Annotated in this window: 18 protein-coding genes; 2 read left to right on the forward strand and 16 right to left on the reverse strand. The window is 35.1% G+C overall.

What is annotated here, in order from left to right:
* Positions 1-46: 46 nt before the first annotated feature.
* The 6 genes from J2Z32_RS00280 to J2Z32_RS00305 form a co-directional block, all read right to left on the reverse strand.
* On the reverse strand, positions 47-877 hold the full coding sequence (locus J2Z32_RS00280) for a type II secretion system F family protein (protein WP_210087155.1): 831 nt from the start codon (positions 875-877) through the stop codon (positions 47-49).
* 27 nt (positions 878-904) lie between these two features.
* Positions 905-2,158 carry a TadA family conjugal transfer-associated ATPase gene (locus J2Z32_RS00285; protein ID WP_210087156.1) on the reverse strand — a complete coding sequence of 418 codons (1,254 nt, stop codon included), beginning with the start codon at positions 2,156-2,158 and terminating at the stop codon, positions 905-907.
* Complete coding sequence (locus tag J2Z32_RS00290) at positions 2,155-3,321, reverse strand: P-loop NTPase family protein (RefSeq protein ID WP_210087157.1); 1,167 nt, start codon at positions 3,319-3,321, stop codon at positions 2,155-2,157. The genes J2Z32_RS00285 and J2Z32_RS00290 overlap by 4 nt, the downstream gene beginning before the upstream one ends.
* 155 nt (positions 3,322-3,476) lie before the next feature.
* Positions 3,477-3,851, reverse strand: coding sequence for a DUF5071 domain-containing protein (locus J2Z32_RS00295; protein WP_210087158.1), 375 nt, complete (start codon positions 3,849-3,851; stop codon positions 3,477-3,479).
* The gene (locus J2Z32_RS00300) at positions 3,851-4,399 is read right to left on the reverse strand and encodes a hypothetical protein (protein WP_245251011.1); all 549 of its coding nucleotides are present in this window, start codon (positions 4,397-4,399) and stop codon (positions 3,851-3,853) included. The genes J2Z32_RS00295 and J2Z32_RS00300 overlap by 1 nt, the downstream gene beginning before the upstream one ends.
* A gap of 4 nt (positions 4,400-4,403) precedes the next feature.
* Entirely contained in the window at positions 4,404-4,727 is a 324-nt protein-coding gene (locus J2Z32_RS00305; protein ID WP_210087159.1) for a hypothetical protein, read from the reverse strand.
* 447 nt (positions 4,728-5,174) lie between these two features.
* Between J2Z32_RS00305 and J2Z32_RS00310 the strand changes: the two genes are divergently transcribed.
* The gene (locus tag J2Z32_RS00310; protein WP_210087160.1) at positions 5,175-6,377 is read left to right on the forward strand and encodes a multidrug effflux MFS transporter; all 1,203 of its coding nucleotides are present in this window, start codon (positions 5,175-5,177) and stop codon (positions 6,375-6,377) included.
* A gap of 158 nt (positions 6,378-6,535) precedes the next feature.
* Here J2Z32_RS00310 and J2Z32_RS00315 read toward each other — a convergent pair whose 3' ends face one another.
* From J2Z32_RS00315 to J2Z32_RS00350, 8 genes are all read right to left on the reverse strand, one after another.
* Entirely contained in the window at positions 6,536-6,826 is a 291-nt protein-coding gene (locus tag J2Z32_RS00315) for a YfjL-like protein (protein ID WP_210087161.1), read from the reverse strand.
* Between the two features lie 69 nt (positions 6,827-6,895).
* The gene (locus tag J2Z32_RS00320) at positions 6,896-7,090 is read right to left on the reverse strand and encodes a hypothetical protein (RefSeq protein WP_210087162.1); all 195 of its coding nucleotides are present in this window, start codon (positions 7,088-7,090) and stop codon (positions 6,896-6,898) included.
* A gap of 170 nt (positions 7,091-7,260) precedes the next feature.
* The gene (locus tag J2Z32_RS00325) at positions 7,261-7,578 is read right to left on the reverse strand and encodes a YfjL-like protein (RefSeq protein WP_210087163.1); all 318 of its coding nucleotides are present in this window, start codon (positions 7,576-7,578) and stop codon (positions 7,261-7,263) included.
* Between the two features lie 78 nt (positions 7,579-7,656).
* Entirely contained in the window at positions 7,657-7,944 is a 288-nt protein-coding gene (locus tag J2Z32_RS00330) for a hypothetical protein (RefSeq protein WP_210087164.1), read from the reverse strand.
* A 239-nt stretch (positions 7,945-8,183) separates the two neighbouring features.
* Positions 8,184-8,723 carry a hypothetical protein gene (locus tag J2Z32_RS00335; RefSeq protein ID WP_210087165.1) on the reverse strand — a complete coding sequence of 180 codons (540 nt, stop codon included), beginning with the start codon at positions 8,721-8,723 and terminating at the stop codon, positions 8,184-8,186.
* Positions 8,724-8,820: 97 nt separating this feature from the next.
* Positions 8,821-14,049, reverse strand: coding sequence for an RHS repeat-associated core domain-containing protein (locus tag J2Z32_RS00340; RefSeq protein ID WP_210087166.1), 5,229 nt, complete (start codon positions 14,047-14,049; stop codon positions 8,821-8,823).
* 6 nt (positions 14,050-14,055) lie between these two features.
* On the reverse strand, positions 14,056-14,940 hold the full coding sequence (locus tag J2Z32_RS00345) for a hypothetical protein (RefSeq protein WP_210087167.1): 885 nt from the start codon (positions 14,938-14,940) through the stop codon (positions 14,056-14,058).
* A gap of 79 nt (positions 14,941-15,019) precedes the next feature.
* A complete protein-coding gene (locus J2Z32_RS00350; RefSeq protein ID WP_210087168.1) occupies positions 15,020-17,392 on the reverse strand; it encodes a fibronectin type III domain-containing protein in 2,373 nt (790 codons plus the stop codon).
* Between the two features lie 191 nt (positions 17,393-17,583).
* On the opposite strand from J2Z32_RS00350, the gene J2Z32_RS00355 reads away from it, so the two are divergent.
* Complete coding sequence (locus tag J2Z32_RS00355) at positions 17,584-18,240, forward strand: class I SAM-dependent methyltransferase (RefSeq protein WP_210087169.1); 657 nt, start codon at positions 17,584-17,586, stop codon at positions 18,238-18,240.
* Here J2Z32_RS00355 and J2Z32_RS00360 read toward each other — a convergent pair.
* Complete coding sequence (locus tag J2Z32_RS00360) at positions 18,232-18,633, reverse strand: thiol-disulfide oxidoreductase DCC family protein (protein WP_210087170.1); 402 nt, start codon at positions 18,631-18,633, stop codon at positions 18,232-18,234. The genes J2Z32_RS00355 and J2Z32_RS00360 overlap by 9 nt on opposite strands.
* A gap of 78 nt (positions 18,634-18,711) precedes the next feature.
* Positions 18,712-19,152 carry a ParB N-terminal domain-containing protein gene (locus J2Z32_RS00365; protein ID WP_210087171.1) on the reverse strand — a complete coding sequence of 147 codons (441 nt, stop codon included), beginning with the start codon at positions 19,150-19,152 and terminating at the stop codon, positions 18,712-18,714.
* Positions 19,153-19,209 lie beyond the last annotated feature (57 nt).

Genomic DNA, 19,209 nt, shown 5'->3' on the forward strand with positions numbered 1-19,209 from the left:
AATTCCTATCTTTCATACCCTTCTGCGATACCTCTCTTCTAATTGATTACAGCTTAATATCCATTATTTTGAGCATCCACCAGCTACATATTCCCAAAATGATTAAGGCAATTGCGGACATCAAAATCCCAACTCCACTATGCATCGGTATCATATAATCGGGTGAGCTAACATTCATAAAAATTAAAAAAGCAATAGGTGCACAAATCATAGCTTTAGCCTCAAAACGCTTTTGGGCAATCATGACACCTATTTCCTGACTAATCTCCAGCTTTTCCGTAATAATAGTGGATGTTCTTCTCACAATTTCTACTAGATCACCACCTGAGCGCTTACAGGTCGTAAATACCTCCGCAAAGTTTGTAATTTCCTCATTGCCTGCCCGTCTACTAAAATCCTGTAAAGCCTCCTCTATCGGTTGTCCATATTGCATTTTTGTACATATAATAGATAACTCTTTAATTAAGTCGTTGTCCCCGCCAGGATATAACAAACGCAAATCCTCAATCGCATTCAAAAACCCATTTTCAACAGACCGTCCAGCCGCTAGTGACGATGAAATCGAATATAGCGCTTGCTTAAATTGCAGGCTGATCGCATTTTTTCTACGCTCCAAAAAATAGTTGCTAACTAGCTTGGGTGCTTTATACGCTCCAATAGATAAAATCATGCTAAGCGCAATAGAGTGAAAAAATATATAGCCCACTCCTACTAGTAGTATTGCGCCTACGAAAACAGCACCTATAAATTGCTTTGTAGTTAACGTATGCACAGTATAATCAGGCAAACCAGTAGCTGTTGAGGCAGAAGATGAGGATGGAGATGAGGTTTTTATATGCCTAAAATACTGTCTTTTTTTAGCTGAAAATTGTAGCATTAGCTCCCCTCTCCTTGATCAATTCTTTTATTCTTGTCCATGTATGTGCAGATGAGCAAAATCATGTTCTGAAATACCTGCCATACGTAATTTATTTTGGTGAATAAGATTATTACCTGTTGCTAGAAGCCTTCCTTGGATTTTCTCTACCTGCTCTCCCTCCTCTTGAAATATGTAAAGTGGATTTAAAATCACCTCCCCCTCATGTAATCCTGCCACCTCTACAATCTCAACAACGCGACGAGAACGATCTCGTAGTCTAGATAAATGGACTATAATATCTACAGCAGATGCAATTTGCTGACGTACCACATGGAGTGGCAAATCAGCACCACTCAGAACCATCGTTTCTAAACGACTAAGCATATCTTTAGTACTGTTACTATGCCCTGAGGAAAACGAACCATCATGGCCAGTATTCATTGCCTGTAGCATATCTAGCGCCTCCGCACCACGCACCTCACCAACAATAATGCGGTTAGGACGCATCCGCAGTGATGAGCGAATCAATTCACGAATAGTAATTTCGCCTTTGCCTTCTGTATTTGCATTTCTTGTTTCCATTGATACAAGATTAGGTACTGTTTTGATCTGCAATTCCGCTGAATCTTCAATCGTAATCACTCTTTCATCTGCTGGAATGTATTGAGATAATGCGTTGAGAAAGGTCGTTTTTCCTGACCCAGTACCCCCACTTACAAAAATGTTATATTTACATTTCACTAATAATTTTAAAAACTCAGCTGCCTCTTGACTTAAAGATTGCCAATCTATTAATTGCTGTAACGTTACTGGATTTTCAGGGAACTTACGAATGGTCATCGTGGGGCCCTTTAATGCGATTGGAGGCAACACGATGTTGACACGTGATCCATTTTTTAGTCTTGCATCTACGATGGGTGAGGATTCATTTACAACTCTATTTACTTTAGCTACAATGCTTTGAATAATATCCTCTAGCCTTCCTTGTGACTCAAACCTAAGCGGTAATTGGATAACTTGTCCTTGCTGTTCTACAAAAATCTCATCATAGCTATTGATCATGATTTCTGTAATGCTGTGATCATCTACTAAGGGCTGTAAAATATCCAAACCACGAAAGGAATCATATAAACGGCGAACCCACTGCCATTTTTCGGTAGAGGTGACATTTTTGAGCCTATCATCTGCTAATACACGGTCTTCAATGTGCCTTAAAAGCCCCTCATCATCTAACGATGCTGTCACATCAAGACTAAATCTAATTTCAGAGCGTAGCGTTATAAATAGCTCTTCATTCATGCTAAGTTCTCCTGCTTATAAACCTTTTGGCAGAGTCGTAAAATATCTCGTTGAAAATCAGGGGAGTTCAACACTCCTTTGGCTTGAGCTTTTTCGTTCCAACCAGCGATTAAAGGCAGCTTCAAACTAGGCGTGAGTTCGTCTAATAAATCATCAGATGTAGCTTCCCCTGTATGTTTGTTAAGCACTAATAACGTCTTTTCTTTTATAGCTTCGTCTAATATCGACCAACTATATTTCGCCTTTTGAAACCCACTCCAATCCTCTGTTATAAGCCAAAGTAGTTGATCACATCGTTCTAGCAAGGTTGTTGTCCTCGTATTTTCCCCAAACTCTACATCCGCAAGCACGATGTCATATAGTCCACTAGCCATTATAAAATCAATGACTGCGTTAACATCGTAAGCTTCCATTTGCAATACTTCATCACGATTTTGTACTGGACTAAAGGTATCTGCTTGTATCCACTCGGAACGCTCCACATAAGCTAATAATGGTATTTTGTCAGCTTGTCCTTGTGTTTGACCTTTTCCTAAATTCGGTTCTTTTTCGTGGCGTTTTAAATCGTATAGTAAACGAGATAACCCTAATCCTTGTGTCGCTGCTTTAGTATCATGAGTTGTATGAGTAACATGCTCCAGTAATGGGCTTGAATATATATTTTCAAGATTTAAATAGAAGGCACGAATCCCTTGCATACTAAATTGCTTACACAAATTAAGAGCAACTGTTGTTTTTCCCGCCCCTCCTTGGGCTGAACATATGGTCAATAAAGTAGCATTAGAATTTATTTTTCGCCCTCTGGCTTGTATGGTTTTACTTGCAGGCACACTTTTTATAATCGAAGTTAACAATTTGGGTAAAGGCTGATATTTATAAATGCTTTGAATGGCATCCTCACGATCAAGCTCATCCTGAATAAGCTCGTCTACTAAATAAAAAATATGAACTACATTTATAAGCTCAGTGAGTCCATCAACAAATGCAGGTTCAGCCAGTAAAACATAACTATTTGTGCTAAGCTCGTCCATATACTGCATAAAAGCCTCCTTTTGGCTAAAAGCAGTTACACTCATTTGCAGTTGATATTCACTAAAGCGCACGTAATGTAAAAAAGGCTCAATGTATTGCTCGTCATGACACGCAAGTATCATTTTGATCATAGCTACGTAATCACTTCCCCTTTCTCAGAACGCAAAAAAGCACCGTTCAACGACCGACCTATTAAGATCGATATTTGAACGGTGCTTCCGTTACTATACATTCCTGAAATTTACAATTAGAATACCATATTATGTAGGGCGTGGCAAGCAGTTTTTTATAATAATTCCTTTGCAGCCGTATCAACCTCCTCAATTACATCATAGGGTTGAGGTTCGTTAGATAACCTAATAAGCTCTTGTGTTAACTCGACTCTTACATCTGGAGTCAATCTATTTACTAACTCGGTTAAAATCCAATATTTCCACATTCCGTCGTTGGAATTCAGTATCTGCTTAAAATGTGGAATTAATTCTTTATCAAATTGAATTAAAATATCCCTCACTGCTAATGAAATCGGCCAATTGGTATCCTGTAACCAAATAAGTAATTCTGGAATAACCTCTCTTAAGGCATCCTTATCATATTCTTTTAACTTATTCACACTGTCAAAGTCATGTTTATCTTTTGGAAGCAGTTGACGAATATCCATTATTTCTCCTCCACAAAACTATTTTTTATTGGTGGGCTATCTTCTAGTTTAATTAGCTTAATTTTGTATTTTTCAAATAATTCATCGGCATTAATTATACTAAATTCACGTGGTTCACCTTGTTTCTGATATAATAAGGCATCTGGAAACAAAGTACTAACACCATCATATTCTTGTATGTCATTCATATAATATTTTGCACTTTCGGGAGCGAAAAAGATCGCTGTTGTCTCGTTTATATGTTCCAGTAATATATACTCGTTCCCACTCTTTAATTGATCCTTCCATTTACGATGCTTCCCTTGACCCTCATTCCAACCAACACCATCATACTCACAAATAACCGTATCTGTAGCTACTTTTTTCTGCCCATTAACTTCATATTCTAAACGTACTGGAAATTCAGCATATGTAACTTGTGGGACTGGAGGATCGTCTTCTAATAAACCGCCTAATCCTATTAACAACCAGGGTAAGGTGAAAAATGCGATCACAATAGTGAAAAGTATAATTGGAATCCATGCAATAATTGATGCTTTCCTTTGCATTATCTTAATTACCACCTTTATTTGCAATCCCAAGATACCACCATATCACTTTATGATATCCAATTAACTTCAATGGAATTTCTTCCAAATCATTAATACTGTAATTATAAAAATAAACATTTTCCTTTTGATAAAGTTGATATGTCCCCATCGAGAGTAATTGATCTTTAAATTTATATAAGGCAACAACATATCTAGGTTCCTTATAACCATTTACCTCTAAATCCTCTAGTGTAATTTGATGAAAATCTGAAATAGCTTTTATAGCTTCAATACTCTGAGTATAAACTGAAGGATAAGATTCCTGTGGATGTATACCTATAGTCATTCCAATACTTAATACTAATGTAACTGTTATACTTAAAATTCTATACCCGTATAGTTATAGTAATACAAACAAAAATTAATAATGAATTAATAACAAATGTTGCTGGTACAGTCATAACTCTTGCAAGTCCTGTATACGGGAAAAGTTTAATTAATATGTATTGCATGAATACACTTGGCAACATCAATAGCAGAAATGTAGTGATGTTCTTCCAGTTTCTTTTCATGATATTCTCCTTGTTTCACCTAGTCTCCTAAGTTCACTTAATTTAATAGACTTGTTTCTATTTAATAGACTTATTTCAAAAAATACATTACCATTTTATTTAATGTTTATAGAAAGGGGTGATGTTCATGATTTATTATGACAGAATAAAAATTATGATCCCACCGTTTCCCTTCAAAGGATGTTTTTTCCCCATATAAATAATTCATTAGGAGAATATTTATGGAAAAAAACATCCGAACAATAGAAACTAAGAAAATCAGCTTGGCTTTACTCGTCTGCCTTGTTGGTTTCCCACAAATTAGCGAAACAATTTACACACCATCTTTAACAGATATTGCTCAAAGCTATCAAGTAACGTTAAACCTAGCTCAAACAACCTTAAGTATTTATTTTCTTGGTTTTGCACTTGGTGTATTCTTTTGGGGAATCATTTCAGACTATATAGGTCGCCGCAAAGCTATGAACTTTGGTGTAGCTATTTATGTCCTTGGGTGCTTATTTTGCCTAGTATCAAGCAATATTGTTATGCTCTTCATTGGACGCTTAATTCAAGCCTTTGGCGCAAGCACTGGCTCTGTTACAACTCAAACGATTTTACGAGACAACTACCATGGTAATGAGCGACACCAGCTTTTTGCAAAAATTTCAGCTGTCTTAGCATTTTCACCAGCCATCGGACCATTAATTGGCGGTTTCATTGGGCAATATTACGGTTTTCGTACTGTATTTTTATCTTTGGTGTTAATGGGAATGGCTTTACTCTTTTGGAGCTTAAAAAGTTTACCAGAAACAGTGCATCTTAATCATACAAGCTTTGATACTAAGAAAATCCTTGCAATTGGTAAACGGATTTTAGTCGATCCCTATACATTAACCTTTGGTATACTAATCGGTATATTTAATGGCATTTTGTTTAGTTATCATTCCGAAGCTCCTGGTATATTCATCGAGAAGTTTCATTTTAGTCAAAGTCAATATGGTTTTATGGGCTGTGTGGTTGCTACAGCAACCATTTTAGGGGCTTGGTTATCTAGTCGAGCATTAAAAAATCAATCGCCAAATACAACTATTAAAAATGGAATCAGGTTATCTATAGTAGGTACTGTATTTCTCAGTTCAACTGCGCTTCTGCCATTACCTCAAGCTATTCAAGTAATACTATATATTGCTGGTATTTTCATAATCCTTGCTGGTATAGGTATTGCTTTACCCAACTGTTTAAGCTTAGCCTTAGTTAAGTTTCGGGAAGCAGCAGGAACAGCTGGTGCATTTTTAAGTTTAGGCTACTATATCATTGTTAGTATTTGCACGTTTTTGATTAGTTTCCTTCATACAGGTTCAATACTTGTATATCCGTTATTTTGTCTAGTATTGTTGATAGTTTCTTTATTTTTGATGAGATTAATAAATAGGAGCAGTTAAAACGATTTTCTTTCGAATTGACTGAGATAAGCGGCTACGTTCTGCGGAATGTAGTCGTTTATTTTTATAATTTCCAAAGTGTTATTTCACCATAAAATGCTTCAACACAAAATCTATGGAAAAGTAAATCACCACTAGGTACAAGATGATAAAATCCTTTATTTGCTAATATAATCTTTTATTTCACCATCATTCCCCAAATAAATCGATATTATATTTCCTGACTTAGTATAGAACCTAGTTCGATAATCCATTTCTTTAAAACTATACCGATCCTCTACTTTTATAATTACCTCATTTGGAAAAACCTTTGTCAAATATTCTTCGGCTTGTTTTCTAAAGTAATATTTCCCCCATGGTGTTCCATTTAACATGAAGTAGATATAGCCACCTACGGCCAAAAATATTAACAAATAAATTACTGGTACAATTCCTCTTATTTTTTTCATATTTCAGTTACCTACCATCAATGAGCTTTTAATTTATTTAAATTTCTTAAAATTTTTCCTGTTTAGCCCCTACGGATTCACTTTTTCATTCATGTAACTTTGCAGTTGTTTATTTTTATCTAAAGAAACGACTATTTCTCGACCAGTTTTTATATAAAACGAAGAATGATAATCCATTTCTACAAAGTTGTACCAACTTTTAATCTTTATAATTTTCCTCATTTGGATAAGCATCCCTAATATATATTTCAGCTCTTTTACCAAATGAATATTTCTTCCATGGTATGCCATCAATCATAAAATATATTGAGCATAAAATTATAGCAATAAACATAATCTTCCAAAATACCTTTAATCTCTTAATAAGGACGCCTTCTTTTTTAATAGAGTTAGAATAAAGGATTAATGCACCTAATTTAATACTTTAATAATCTTTAATCGTTATTAAAACCTTGCAATTGCTTGTCGTCTCTTACAGAAATAAATATACTTTTCCCAGATTTAATATAAAATGTTGCATTATAATTTCCACTAATAAAACTATATCCAACCTCTATATCTATAACTTGTTCATTTGCATAATTTTCCTTTAAGTATTCCTCTGCTTGTTTTTTAAATTGAATTCTTCCCCACGGTGTACCATTAAAAGTAAAATATATCAAGCAAGCAATGAATACTACTAAAAAACAGGTAAATAAAAGTATAATCCACTCTGATTTTTTTGATAAAATTGAATCAAAAAATTTATTCATCATATTATCACCTTAAAAAGTAAACGCCCAATAAGATTGAAGCACCTTGCACTACCTAATTTAATACTTTAATAATCTTTAATTGTTAGTAAATCCTTGCAATTGCTTGTTGTCTCTTACAGAAATAAATATACTTTTCCCAGATTTAATATAAAATGTTGCATTATAATTTCCACTAATAAAACTATACCCAACGTCTATATCTATAACTTGTTCATTTGCATAATTTTCCTTAAAGTATTCCTCTGTTTGTTTTTTATAGTAATATTTCCCCCATGGAGTTCCATGAGTAACAAATTCTATAGAATAGTAAACTACAACAAGTAAGAGAACATAAACAAGCAACTTTTTTCTAATTACAACCATCCTCTCATTTATTCAATTTTAATCAAGGATTTCTACCTAAAAAATCACGTTATGAAGTGAATCTCGTTATATGTTTTTCTTTTATCTAACCTTCTAATCAGAATAATCGAGAGATAAATTGATAGGTATAATGCTACAATACATTTATGTAATCTAATATTCTTACTGGCTCAACCCTTAATGAATATAAGATTCAAGGGCGACATTTTACTGCCCGCCCTTGAAGATATATTTATAAACTATTTCTTCTCTACAAAGCTATTCTTAATCGGTGGGCTATCCTCCCATTTAATGAGTTTAATTTTGTATTTTTCAAGTAATTCATCAGCAGATATTATGCTAAATTCACGTGGCTCCCCTCCCTTTTTATACAATAATGCATCTGGGAACAATCCTCCACCTACAACATAGTCTTTTAAGTCATTCATATAGTATTCAGCAGTTCTAGGGGCATAATATATTCCTGTTGACTCATCTATCTTCTCTAAAAATATTCGTTCATGCCCACTTGCTAATCGCCGCTTCCATTTACGATGCTTCCCTTGACCTTCATTCCAACCTACACCATCATATTCACAAATTACTGTATCTGTAACTACTTTTTTCTGACCATTAACTTCATATTCCAAACGAACTGGAAATTCCGCATAGGTGATTTCGGGGACGGGAGGATCGTCCTCTAATAAACCACCTAAACCTATGAGTAGCCATGGCAAGGTCACATATGAAATTAGAATCGCAAAAAGTATCAGTGGAATCCATGCAAAAAACTTTTTCATTTATAACCTACCTTTACTTCCATCATAGAATTCATTTTTTTAAATATATAATATTTTTAACAGTTTTTGTATCAACAGATTTTTTACTAAACTTGTTTCAATATTTGTAACCCATCTGTTTTAGAGCATTAATCACTGCACCCATAGAATGGTTTTTTATTGCATTTATAATATTTGTATAACGTTTTTTTGTATTAACTGGATATTGGGTTGGTAAGACTTTCTTTTTACCAATAGGTTCTGATGTAGAATCGAAAACTTGATTTAAAGCTTCTCCTTTGACAATGTAAGAGGTCATCTTTGCATAATATGATTTCTTATTTAGATCATATAGCTCCAAAGAAACTGATGCAGGATTAAATAATATTGCATTTCTATTTGTCGCTACAGCATTTGCAGCGGCTTCTGCCCCCCCTTTTGAATGTCCAATCATGGTCACTTCTTCTTTTAGATGAGCTTTATCAAATTCTTTTGCAAACTCAATTGAATCTACCATATCTAACGAAACTCCGGCCACTTGTTCAATATTATTTAACCAATCTGAATATGTTTTAGAAAAACCACTGCCACCAGTACCTTTATTTACAAAGGCATACTCAAGTTTTCCATCCCATTTCTTACGGTAATAAACACCTATTTTTAACCCATCATCATTTTCCTTAATCTCTTTAATGATCCATCCACCATCAAGTTCCTTTTTTTCCTCTATCTTTTCAGCAGTAACACTATATACATCATCTGCCATTTTAGCAGCTTGCAGAACAGTTGGAATATGTCCACTTGGGTCGATATAAGTTAGTGGATTGTTCTCAACATAAGAATACAAGTTCAAACTTAATGGATTCGTTAGATCGCCTTCGTGTGTGTCCTTACTTACAAATCTCCCTATTGCAGGATCATAATATCTTGCTCGTAAGTAATATAATCCGGTCTCATTATCAAAAATTTCACCTGCATATTTGAAATCGTTACGAACTGCTTCTTCCTGTTCAACAATGTTACCCCATTCATCGTATTTATAATGATTAACAATTTGCCCAGAATCATCCATTAACTGCACAACATCTCCATGACCATTATACAAGTAAAAATACTTTTTATTTGTGCTGACATCCCGTTTAGCAAGGAGTCGATCAGGTCCCCATGTATAGTTTGCAATAGCTTTATTGTTAGCATCTGCCTCAGAAATTACTTTACCTGCATTATTGTATGCGTAACGCACCTTTTCAACTGAGGATGTAGGGTTTTGACTATTATTATTCTGATCGCTACTTGTAGATTGGACTGTTGTCGTCGTTTTAGCTAATCGTAAACCTTGCATTTCATACTCAAACTCAGTGGTCGTATTTTCCTTAACCACCTTACTCACTTGATCCCACAAGTTAAAGGTGTACGTCTGTTCCTTCGTATCTACAACTTGACTAGCACCCTTGAGGGTTTTCCGATTTCCTCTAGCATCATAGGTGTAGACGATTGTCTCTCCAGAAGGGCGTTTCACTTGAATCAAACGGTTTAGCTTATCATACTGATAATTAGTAGTCCCTACACTATCCTTGATGCTTGTTATATTACCGTTATTGTCATAGACATAGGAAAACTCAGAAACTATTACTGTTCCTTTTTTATTGCTTACCTTAATTAATCTACCGATTCCATCATAATTATAATCACTTGTCAGATAGCTACCATCTGACAATTTTGGATAGGTGATTCGCTGAAGCTTGCCATTTGGCTCAAAGCTATATTGTGCATTTGCATTGTCCTCTGTCGTAACAACATGTGAGCCATTTGTTTGAACTTTATTAATACGTGTCTTGTCATAGCTATAGTTTGTAAAGTAATCAAAAGCATCTGCTACATTTTTAATCTGATTTTGATCATTATATTCATGGCGAACTACAGTTACTGTACCATCGTATAATGTGGCTTTATATGTTTGTGCCCCATAAATATTGTAGTCATTGTAAACGGTCATATAGTTTGACCCATTACGCAGTTCTTCTTTACGTGAAGGACCAAATCCTTTAAATTGATAAACATTTTTTAGAACTGTAGAGCCTGTCACTGATACTTTAAAAATACCTCGCCCTAGTTCATCATATATATAATTACTTATGTTATTATTTGGATCGGTTTTGGCAGCTACTTGACCTAATTGGTTGCGGGAAAGCTTTTCTTGATTGCCACCTGTATCTGTACTACTCGTTAGAAAACCAGATTCATCATAACCTTTAGATTTTGTCCAGCTTTTTGCATCCTCGCTTTGGGTTGTTGTCAACATGTTGCCTAACTTATCATAACCATAAGAGGTTGTCTGATTTAAGGCATCTGTAACTGCAACTAGTCGATTTAATTTATCGTATTGGTATTTAGTCACATCTCGATTTGGGTTAGTATAGGTGAGCACATTACCTAGACCATCATACGTAAATTCTTCCTGAATCGTACCGCCAGAACGATTAGGCCAATTTGGATAAGCCCTAAGCATAGTTTGTCTTCCCCATTGATCTGAGAAGGATTCTACCACCTTACGCTTCAAGCTATCTTGGGCACTATTGCGGAAAGCAGAAACGTCCTTTGCAGCTACCATGTATGAAGTGTTTTTTCGATCAATAATATCCTCTTCATTACGATATATGTTTCCATAAGGGTCAACAGACTCTATATTTCTTCCCCAAGCATCATAACTTGCAGTTGATGCATTACCACCCGTATCCACAACATAAGTTGGACGCCCATCAAGATCGTAATGATATTGCTGTAGGATTAGCTCCTCATTTTTAACATTATTTAATTGTCCTAATAGAACTGCATTACCAAAGCCATCATAAAATTCATGCTTGATATTATCATAGTTAGCTCCACCATCACTGACTCTTGTAGTTTTCGTATAGGAGTCAATACGTGAAGTGATTAAATATTTATTTACATTATCAAAATAATCCGCGCTATTCTCTACAATTTGATCAAAATATTGATTTACATCCTCACGTTGATATCGTTCACCATTCTGATTGTTAATTACAGGATAAATCGTTTTTAACAACCGACCATATACATCATATTGATATTGTGTTGTTTTATTGTCAGCATTGGTCTCACTAGACATCGTTCCTAGCAAAACGTCATAAGTACGTTTTACTGAAGTTTCAGTCAATTTACCCCAGTTATCTGTATAATACGTTTTAACTTCAGTTGGAAGTAGCTGATATGACCCAGCTTGGCTATAATGTGACACTGTTTTAGCTGTCTTCCCATTTTCAAGCTGAACAAGAACCTCCTCTGTTCGTCCATCTGAGGCTTGAGTAAAGTTGCGAGTAATTATTTCACCATTAGCATTTTGAGATGTTTTAAGTCTACCTTGTGCGTCATACGTATATTGCTCTGTTAATGGCACAGACGCCGATTGATAATATTGTTGCTTTGACAGAAGTTTAAAGTTTGGCTCATATTCATACGTTGTTGTATGTTGCTTTACCTGCTCTGAGTTAGCCAATTGTGCTGCAGTTAGAGGATTAGTCTGACTCTTTAGGTCTCCCCACGGATAATAAGTAAAGGTTTGATAAAGCTTGTTTTCCCGACTGCCACTTGTAACTTTAGATTCCACTTTAGTTGGCTTGTATTTATAGGTAGTATCGTAGGACTGAATGGTTTCAGTAACCTTCTCCCCATTCGTTGCCGTCTGCTCTGTCGAGATCATCCTTTTCTTTCCATCAAAGGTATACTTCGTCTTTAATCCATCTAAATTTGTTGATTCTGAACCAAAACGATAGCCTTCTGGAATGGATTCCTCAGCATAATAAGTAGGGTAACCACTAATGTCACCAAAATAGGTATATTCCATTTGATGATTAGGTCCTTCTGCATAAATACTTGGATTAGCCGTATCATATTTATACTTATTGAGCGCATCAAAACGCTTCATCACCTGGAAGGCCTGATAAGCGCCTTGCCCACCCCAGTTTCTCGTAATTACTTTATATTCATAAAATGAAGAAGAGTGAGGATACATCGCGTATTGTAACAAATAAACTGCTGTTCCAGCTGAATTCGTTAACCCCTTCCCTTGAGCATCAAACTTTTCAGAGGCAAGATAATACTCATAAAAAGTACTATAACCTTTTAAGTCTGTAATACTAAAAAGGTAAGGCTCATATCTTTTACCACTCAAATTTCCATTTTCAAAAATACTGACTTGCTCACGTTTTTTTGCATATACAATTTTCTTCTTTTCCGATGTGGAAGGATGGCTAACTGTAATTGTAATTTTTTCAGTCATATTTTGAGCATCAAAATTAGGATTGCTTAAATTAGTTTCATAAGCGAAGTCAACATTACGCCCAATGGAATCTACAATCTTAGAAATGACTGGATACGTTTTTCCATTCATCAAACGATTTACATGTGTGAACTTGATCTCATTGCCATAGCGATCCTTTATACCAAGTAGGCGACCATCATTTCCAAAATACGTTTTCTTTTTGCTTTGGTCTACAAATACATAAGCTGAAGTCATTTGTCCATTAGAATAAGTTAAATCCCTAAGAAGTTCAACATCATTACGTGGATAGTCTTCTAGCTGCCCTTTGTTGCTTGAATTAAATTTCACTACATAGGCTGCTCCTGCACCATCATGATAATGAATATAGCCACTATCAATCTCTAATGATGGGAAAGCCATTGACCAACCACTACCTAGATCATATCTAGAACGAGCATAAGAGTTCTCGTCGGGGAAAATCTTTGTTGTTGTCGTATAGTAGTCTTGGACATATTGGACAGATTTGTATTCTATATTGTAGTCAATATAATTACGATTTGTATCTGGTTGATTGTTGATATAATGCTGTGCAGCATTATATGCCGATACCTGATCGTTATACTTCCCTGGGAAATAGGTCCCCCACGTATTGCTCTTTTTATCCCAATACATCAAGGTAAGGTAATAGGCTGCACCTGAACCTACTTGATAAGATGAGCCCGTTGTTACAGTGACACGCTTACTTCCAATCTCAGCTTGGCTGGAGTTATAAAGTCTTCCTAAAACCAAATCAAGCCCGTCTTTACCTGGAAGTGCAAGGTCAGTCTCAGATAAAGTTAATGTCCCTGATGCAGGATCAACGGTTTCTGAAACTTGACTTCGGTCTGAAAATGAAGGTTTATTTGATTCATTTACAAGTTTCGGAGTGATTAAACCATTTAACACCTTTTCTAGCTGTTTATTATCAATTTGTCCGTGAGCGTTAGGAGCACCTGCCGTCACACCAATCATAAATACTAAGATAGAAAATATTAGATTATGAAAAAAGCTTTTAAATTTTCTCATCTATGCTTACTCCTTCCCGCTCAGCACTTGTTTGCTAGCTTCTTTAGGGTCTTTAAACTGCTGGACTAGTTCCTCTTCTGAAATACCTGATTTTTTAGAAATATCACGTATTTTTTCTAGTACTTCTGTATCCACAGTTTCTTGACTAGTAGAAGAAGATTTAGCAGAGAAGGAGGAAATAGAATTACGATTTGTTTTATTTTTAAGCTTTAGCTTTGAATCATAATTCACTACTTCTTTTTCTCCCCCAGTTTTAAAAGCTTTGATCAGTTCAGACATTGTTCCTTTTCCCATATCAAAAGCAACTAGAAGAGAAAGACGTTCTCTGTCAGTTAATGATGTCTCTCTCTTCAATTGTTCATAAGGCTTAGGATACGTCTGGGATAACTGAGCTAATTGAGTTGCCTCAATGTCCGAAGCAACTTTTTGCTCAAGCTCCTCCCATGACAACTTTTCTTTCTCTTTTTGCTCTATTAATGTAAGTGGTTCTACATAAAGTGAATTAGCAAGCTCATCTAATTTGTACAAATCTTCCACTGAATAGCCTTTGCTCATTAATTCTTCTAACTGCTCTTGTGATAATTGAAATACATCCTTAGGTTGTACATCTACTTGTAATGATTTTGAAGCGGCTTGATTAATTTTAGGGACAATTTCTTCACTTTCATGTACAACTTGTTCACTTGAATCCAACCCTTTAAACTTATCCAACTCCTGATTCAAATTTACAGATAGATTTGGTTTTTCATTTGGGACTTGAATTACATTTTCACTAGAAGGGCCTTTTGAAAGAGCTTCATTAACATTGCTTACAACTTCCTCTGCAAAGCTAAACACCCCAGGAGTAATAAGAGAACCAACTAAACCTAAGCACAGAGAGATTGAATCCATCTTTTAGACAATTGAAATTTATCTTTTCTTTTATTTTTCACTAAAAACATCTCCATTAATTTAATATGGTTTTTGGCAACTACTCATTATTAGATTGAGCGGTTTTTATCGTCTTCTTCTTAAGTAGGTTTCCGTTGTTATCGTATTCAAATTGCATTTCATAGTGGTATAATCCCTGTTCATATTCAATACGTGTCAACCGGTTAGCATCATCATATGTGTATTGTTTACTAGAGGACTCCGTAATACGAATTTGATATGGATTTACACTAAATTCATTTTTCTCTGAGCTTATTTTAATAATAATTGTCGTATTGGCAGCTAAATAGATTCCAGTATCCGCATCTAACCCGTCAATCAACTGTTTCACTGAAATTGGACTTGCATCGGGTTTTAGAAATTCCTGTTTAAATAGGCTATCCTCAGGTGAATGAAGAGTGAAAAAATACGTATCCTCTTTAGGCGCTACAAATTTGTAATAATCAACATCTGTTGCGGAAGAGATATATGACTCATACAATTTTCCACTTTCTAACAAGGCAGCTTGTTCTATCGTATCGTTTGGCTCAAAGGTATCCTTCACAGTTGGAGTTGTTAAATACAATGCATCGACAGAAACTCCATAACCAGTACTATTCTGATTTTTACCGATTACTTCAAAGCGAAGGACATGCTTTTTCTTACTAAGATTTAGCGCTCCGAGGGAGATGTCTATACAATTAGAGTCTGTTTGAAACAGATCCAATTTATCATTAACAGATGCCCCATCTACACTCACTGCAACGATAGCGCTATTCCCCGTACCCTTTATTCTTAATGTAGTCTCATAGATTCCCTTTTCAGTTACTAACGGGAACTCTATAAAATCACCAACTTCAAGCGCTTCATAATCTAATCTTTGTCCAGCACTAGCCTTGTGATCTTCAACCAGATTCATGATTTTTCCAGAATTCACAGTTTCCTCAGATAAGCTTTCAAATTCAATAATCTGTTTTCCAGATAACGTAGAAATAACAATTGCATCGCTAAACTCAGAGGCTAGTCCTTCTTTATTCAAAGCACGAATTTTAAAAGTATAATCTGTTCCTGGAGTAAGATCCTTTACAAGATAAAAGTTCTTATCCCCAGAAACACTTACTAATAATTTTTCATCAACATAAATCTCGTATGATTCTACCTGTCCATTCTCCTGTGCCTTATCCCATTCCAAATTAATAGCTGTATCCGATTGAATTGCAGAATTAAAGTTCATAGGAACAGCAGGTAACGAAGTTTTTTGCGAATGAGTTAAATAAAGTGCATCTAAAACAAGTGCATACGCACTACTTTCAGCGTTTTTATCAATTACGTTTATACGAATCGTATGGTTTACCCGCTCATCTAAAGTAAATTGTCCTAAAGAAATTTTTGTTAACTCTTCATTGTTGCTATAAAGATCTATAGTGCTTTCCACGGGATGATCATCAATTAAAACTTGGACAATCCCCATATCGGGCCCTTTCAACACTTGCAAATCAATAAGATAGTTTCCTTGTTCAACGTCAAAAGGAATCTCATACCAATCCCCTACTTCAACCCCGTTGTATTTAATATATGAGCCAGCACTTGAAGTTGGATTTTCAATTATTTCAATCTTTTTACCAGAGTGAGTTTCATTTCCAGAGTTAGTAAATTCAATTACCTTTACCTCAGATGCGGTTGTCATTTGGATCGTATTACTGTTATCTGAGGAGTCATCCTCATACACAGCTCTAACTTTAAGAGAATATGTAGTCGCTGGAGATAAGTTAGTTAAAGTATAAGATGTGTTTGTGGTTGGAACAGTATCGATGATGATATCGTTTACATAAATTTCGTAAACCTTTAGTTTGATATCAGAAGACTTATCAGGATGGGACCATGAAATTGTAGCAGTGCTGTTGGAAGTAGTTTCAGGCTTAATTTTAAAAATAGCTTGTGAAGTATCAAATGACTTATCCAATTTTGTGGTCACTGTTAAAACTTCACTAAAACTAGAGTAGGTACCATCCAATCCCTGTGCTCTAATTTTAAAATGGTATGTTGCTTCTGCATCTAACGAATTGGCAATAAACGAATCCTTGTCTCCTTCAATAGTTGCATGTATTGAATCATTCATGTAAATTTCATAAGAAGTAGCAACATAATCAGTTGGTGTTGTCCATCCCAATTGAACTGTAGAACTAGTGTACTCTGTTAAATGAAATCCTGAGGGGGCAGCTAGCAGAACAACTTGATTTGATCCTTGATCTTGATTGTTCCCAGTTAAAGAAATCTCTTCTTCGTTAGTCTGCGTTTTAATAACGGTTTGTGGTTCTTCTTTCTTAGTACTGTTTTCATCAGGCTTTGCAAATGTTGCTGTTGATGCAGTCGTTTGAAACAAGGTTAATACTAAAATCATTAAAAATATCAATCTCTTATTAAATGATTGCATAATAATCACCCTTTCTACATAATGTTTCCATACTATCAGCATATATAAAAAAGGAAAGAGGGATACTTTGTAATTAAATGTATGATTATGTCGAATATTGAATTGTTTTCACTATTGTCACATTATATTTATCTTCATTTTAGATGTTATGTATATTAATGGATAATAATTAAATAAAAGGGAGCCTGTCTATGAGTTCATATTGGGAGAATAGATTCACAAATGAAGGGATGATCTGGGGAGAAAACCCAAGTAACACCGTTTACCATGCGATTGAAATTTTCAAAAAAAACAACGTTAAGCAAGTGTTTGTGCCTGGTTCTGGTTATGGGCGGAATACAAAAGCTTTGTCCTCCTTTTTCTCAGTGGAGGGACTTGAAATTTCACAAAGTGCAATTGATTTAGCTGCTCAATGGGACCCTAAAAGTACCTTTATCCAAGGTTCAGTATTAGATGAAGCACTTATTCAAAATAAAAAATATGATGCGATCTTTTGCTTTGATGTGCTGCATTTATTTCTAGAGCAAGATAGAGCTAAATTAATTCAAAATTGCAATAACCATCTAAACGCTTCTGGAATAATGTATTTCACTTGCTTTTCTGATGAAGATCAGCACAATGAGGTTGGAAAAAAAATTGAAGAGGGTACATATGAGTATGTAGTGGGGAAATACGCGCATTTTTTTACTGAGGAGGATCTATTGTCTCATTTTAGTCAATTTAAAATTAAAGTGATTGAGCTTGGAAGTACTACAGAGGTTTTAAATTATAACGATAAACAATTTAAAGAGTATATTTTGAGATATATCGTAGTCCAAAAAACAGATAATGAGCTATCTTCAATCTAAAAATCGAGATCTTAGCTCTTGGGTTGGCATAAAGCATACCTCATCCTTACCAAACCAACGATAACGGTTTTTTGCAATATATTTATATATCGGTTCTCGTATAAACCTGGGCACAATCATAAATCCATACAGTAATCGCCATGGAAAAGTTAACTGCTTAGCGATACGCAAGGCAGCTGTAGAACCTGTGTAAATACGTCCATTTTCGACAAGTACAACACTGCTAACATAGTGTTCACTCAGACCATTACTTTTTAGCAATTCCTTACCAATCTCTGATTGAAGGGAAGCAAAGTGAAAATACCCTTGTGGATCATGGGAAATAATAAATTGTATAGACCATTGACACAAATGACAAACCCCATCAAATAAAACAATTTTATTTCCCATCATCTTCACCCTTCCTTAATTATTTCTACATAGTTGTTCCTACATTTTATCTTTAAATTTAGAATGCTTTGAGCCGTAGATTTAAGATATGTAATACTTATTTAAATTGTTTAGATCGTCACTATCCCATAAAATAACCCAGCAGCTTGTGTGCTGAAGTCTTTTTAATGCCTCATGTCTGCCATTTCCATCATTAATAATAAGCTTCCCTTCAGTATGCTGAGCAATTAACGGCGGGTATTGCCATCCCTCCTGTAGCAGTTCATACAGCTTCCCCACACGTAATTCCCACTCTTCTAAAGGGTTATGGTACGTCATACCATCCTCAGGACCACAACATCTTTGTAGTTCATCTAAAGGCAACTGGATTGGGCCACGCCAATACCTTTTTTGTAGCTTCAAACCATCAGAAAAAGGCACATTATTTCCATTCGTTTTCAAAAATAAATGTACCCATTCTTCAATACAACCTGCTTCAGAAAATATTTTAGCTTCATTCAATGTAAAATTTAAAGGCAGCATTACTTTTCTCCTCCTTTCTAAACACATATTCTACCACATATGAAATCGTATGTTTTC

Origin of the sequence: Paenibacillus turicensis, from assembly GCF_017873435.1 — a bacterium.
Lineage (GTDB): Bacteria > Bacillota > Bacilli > Paenibacillales > Paenibacillaceae > Fontibacillus > Fontibacillus turicensis.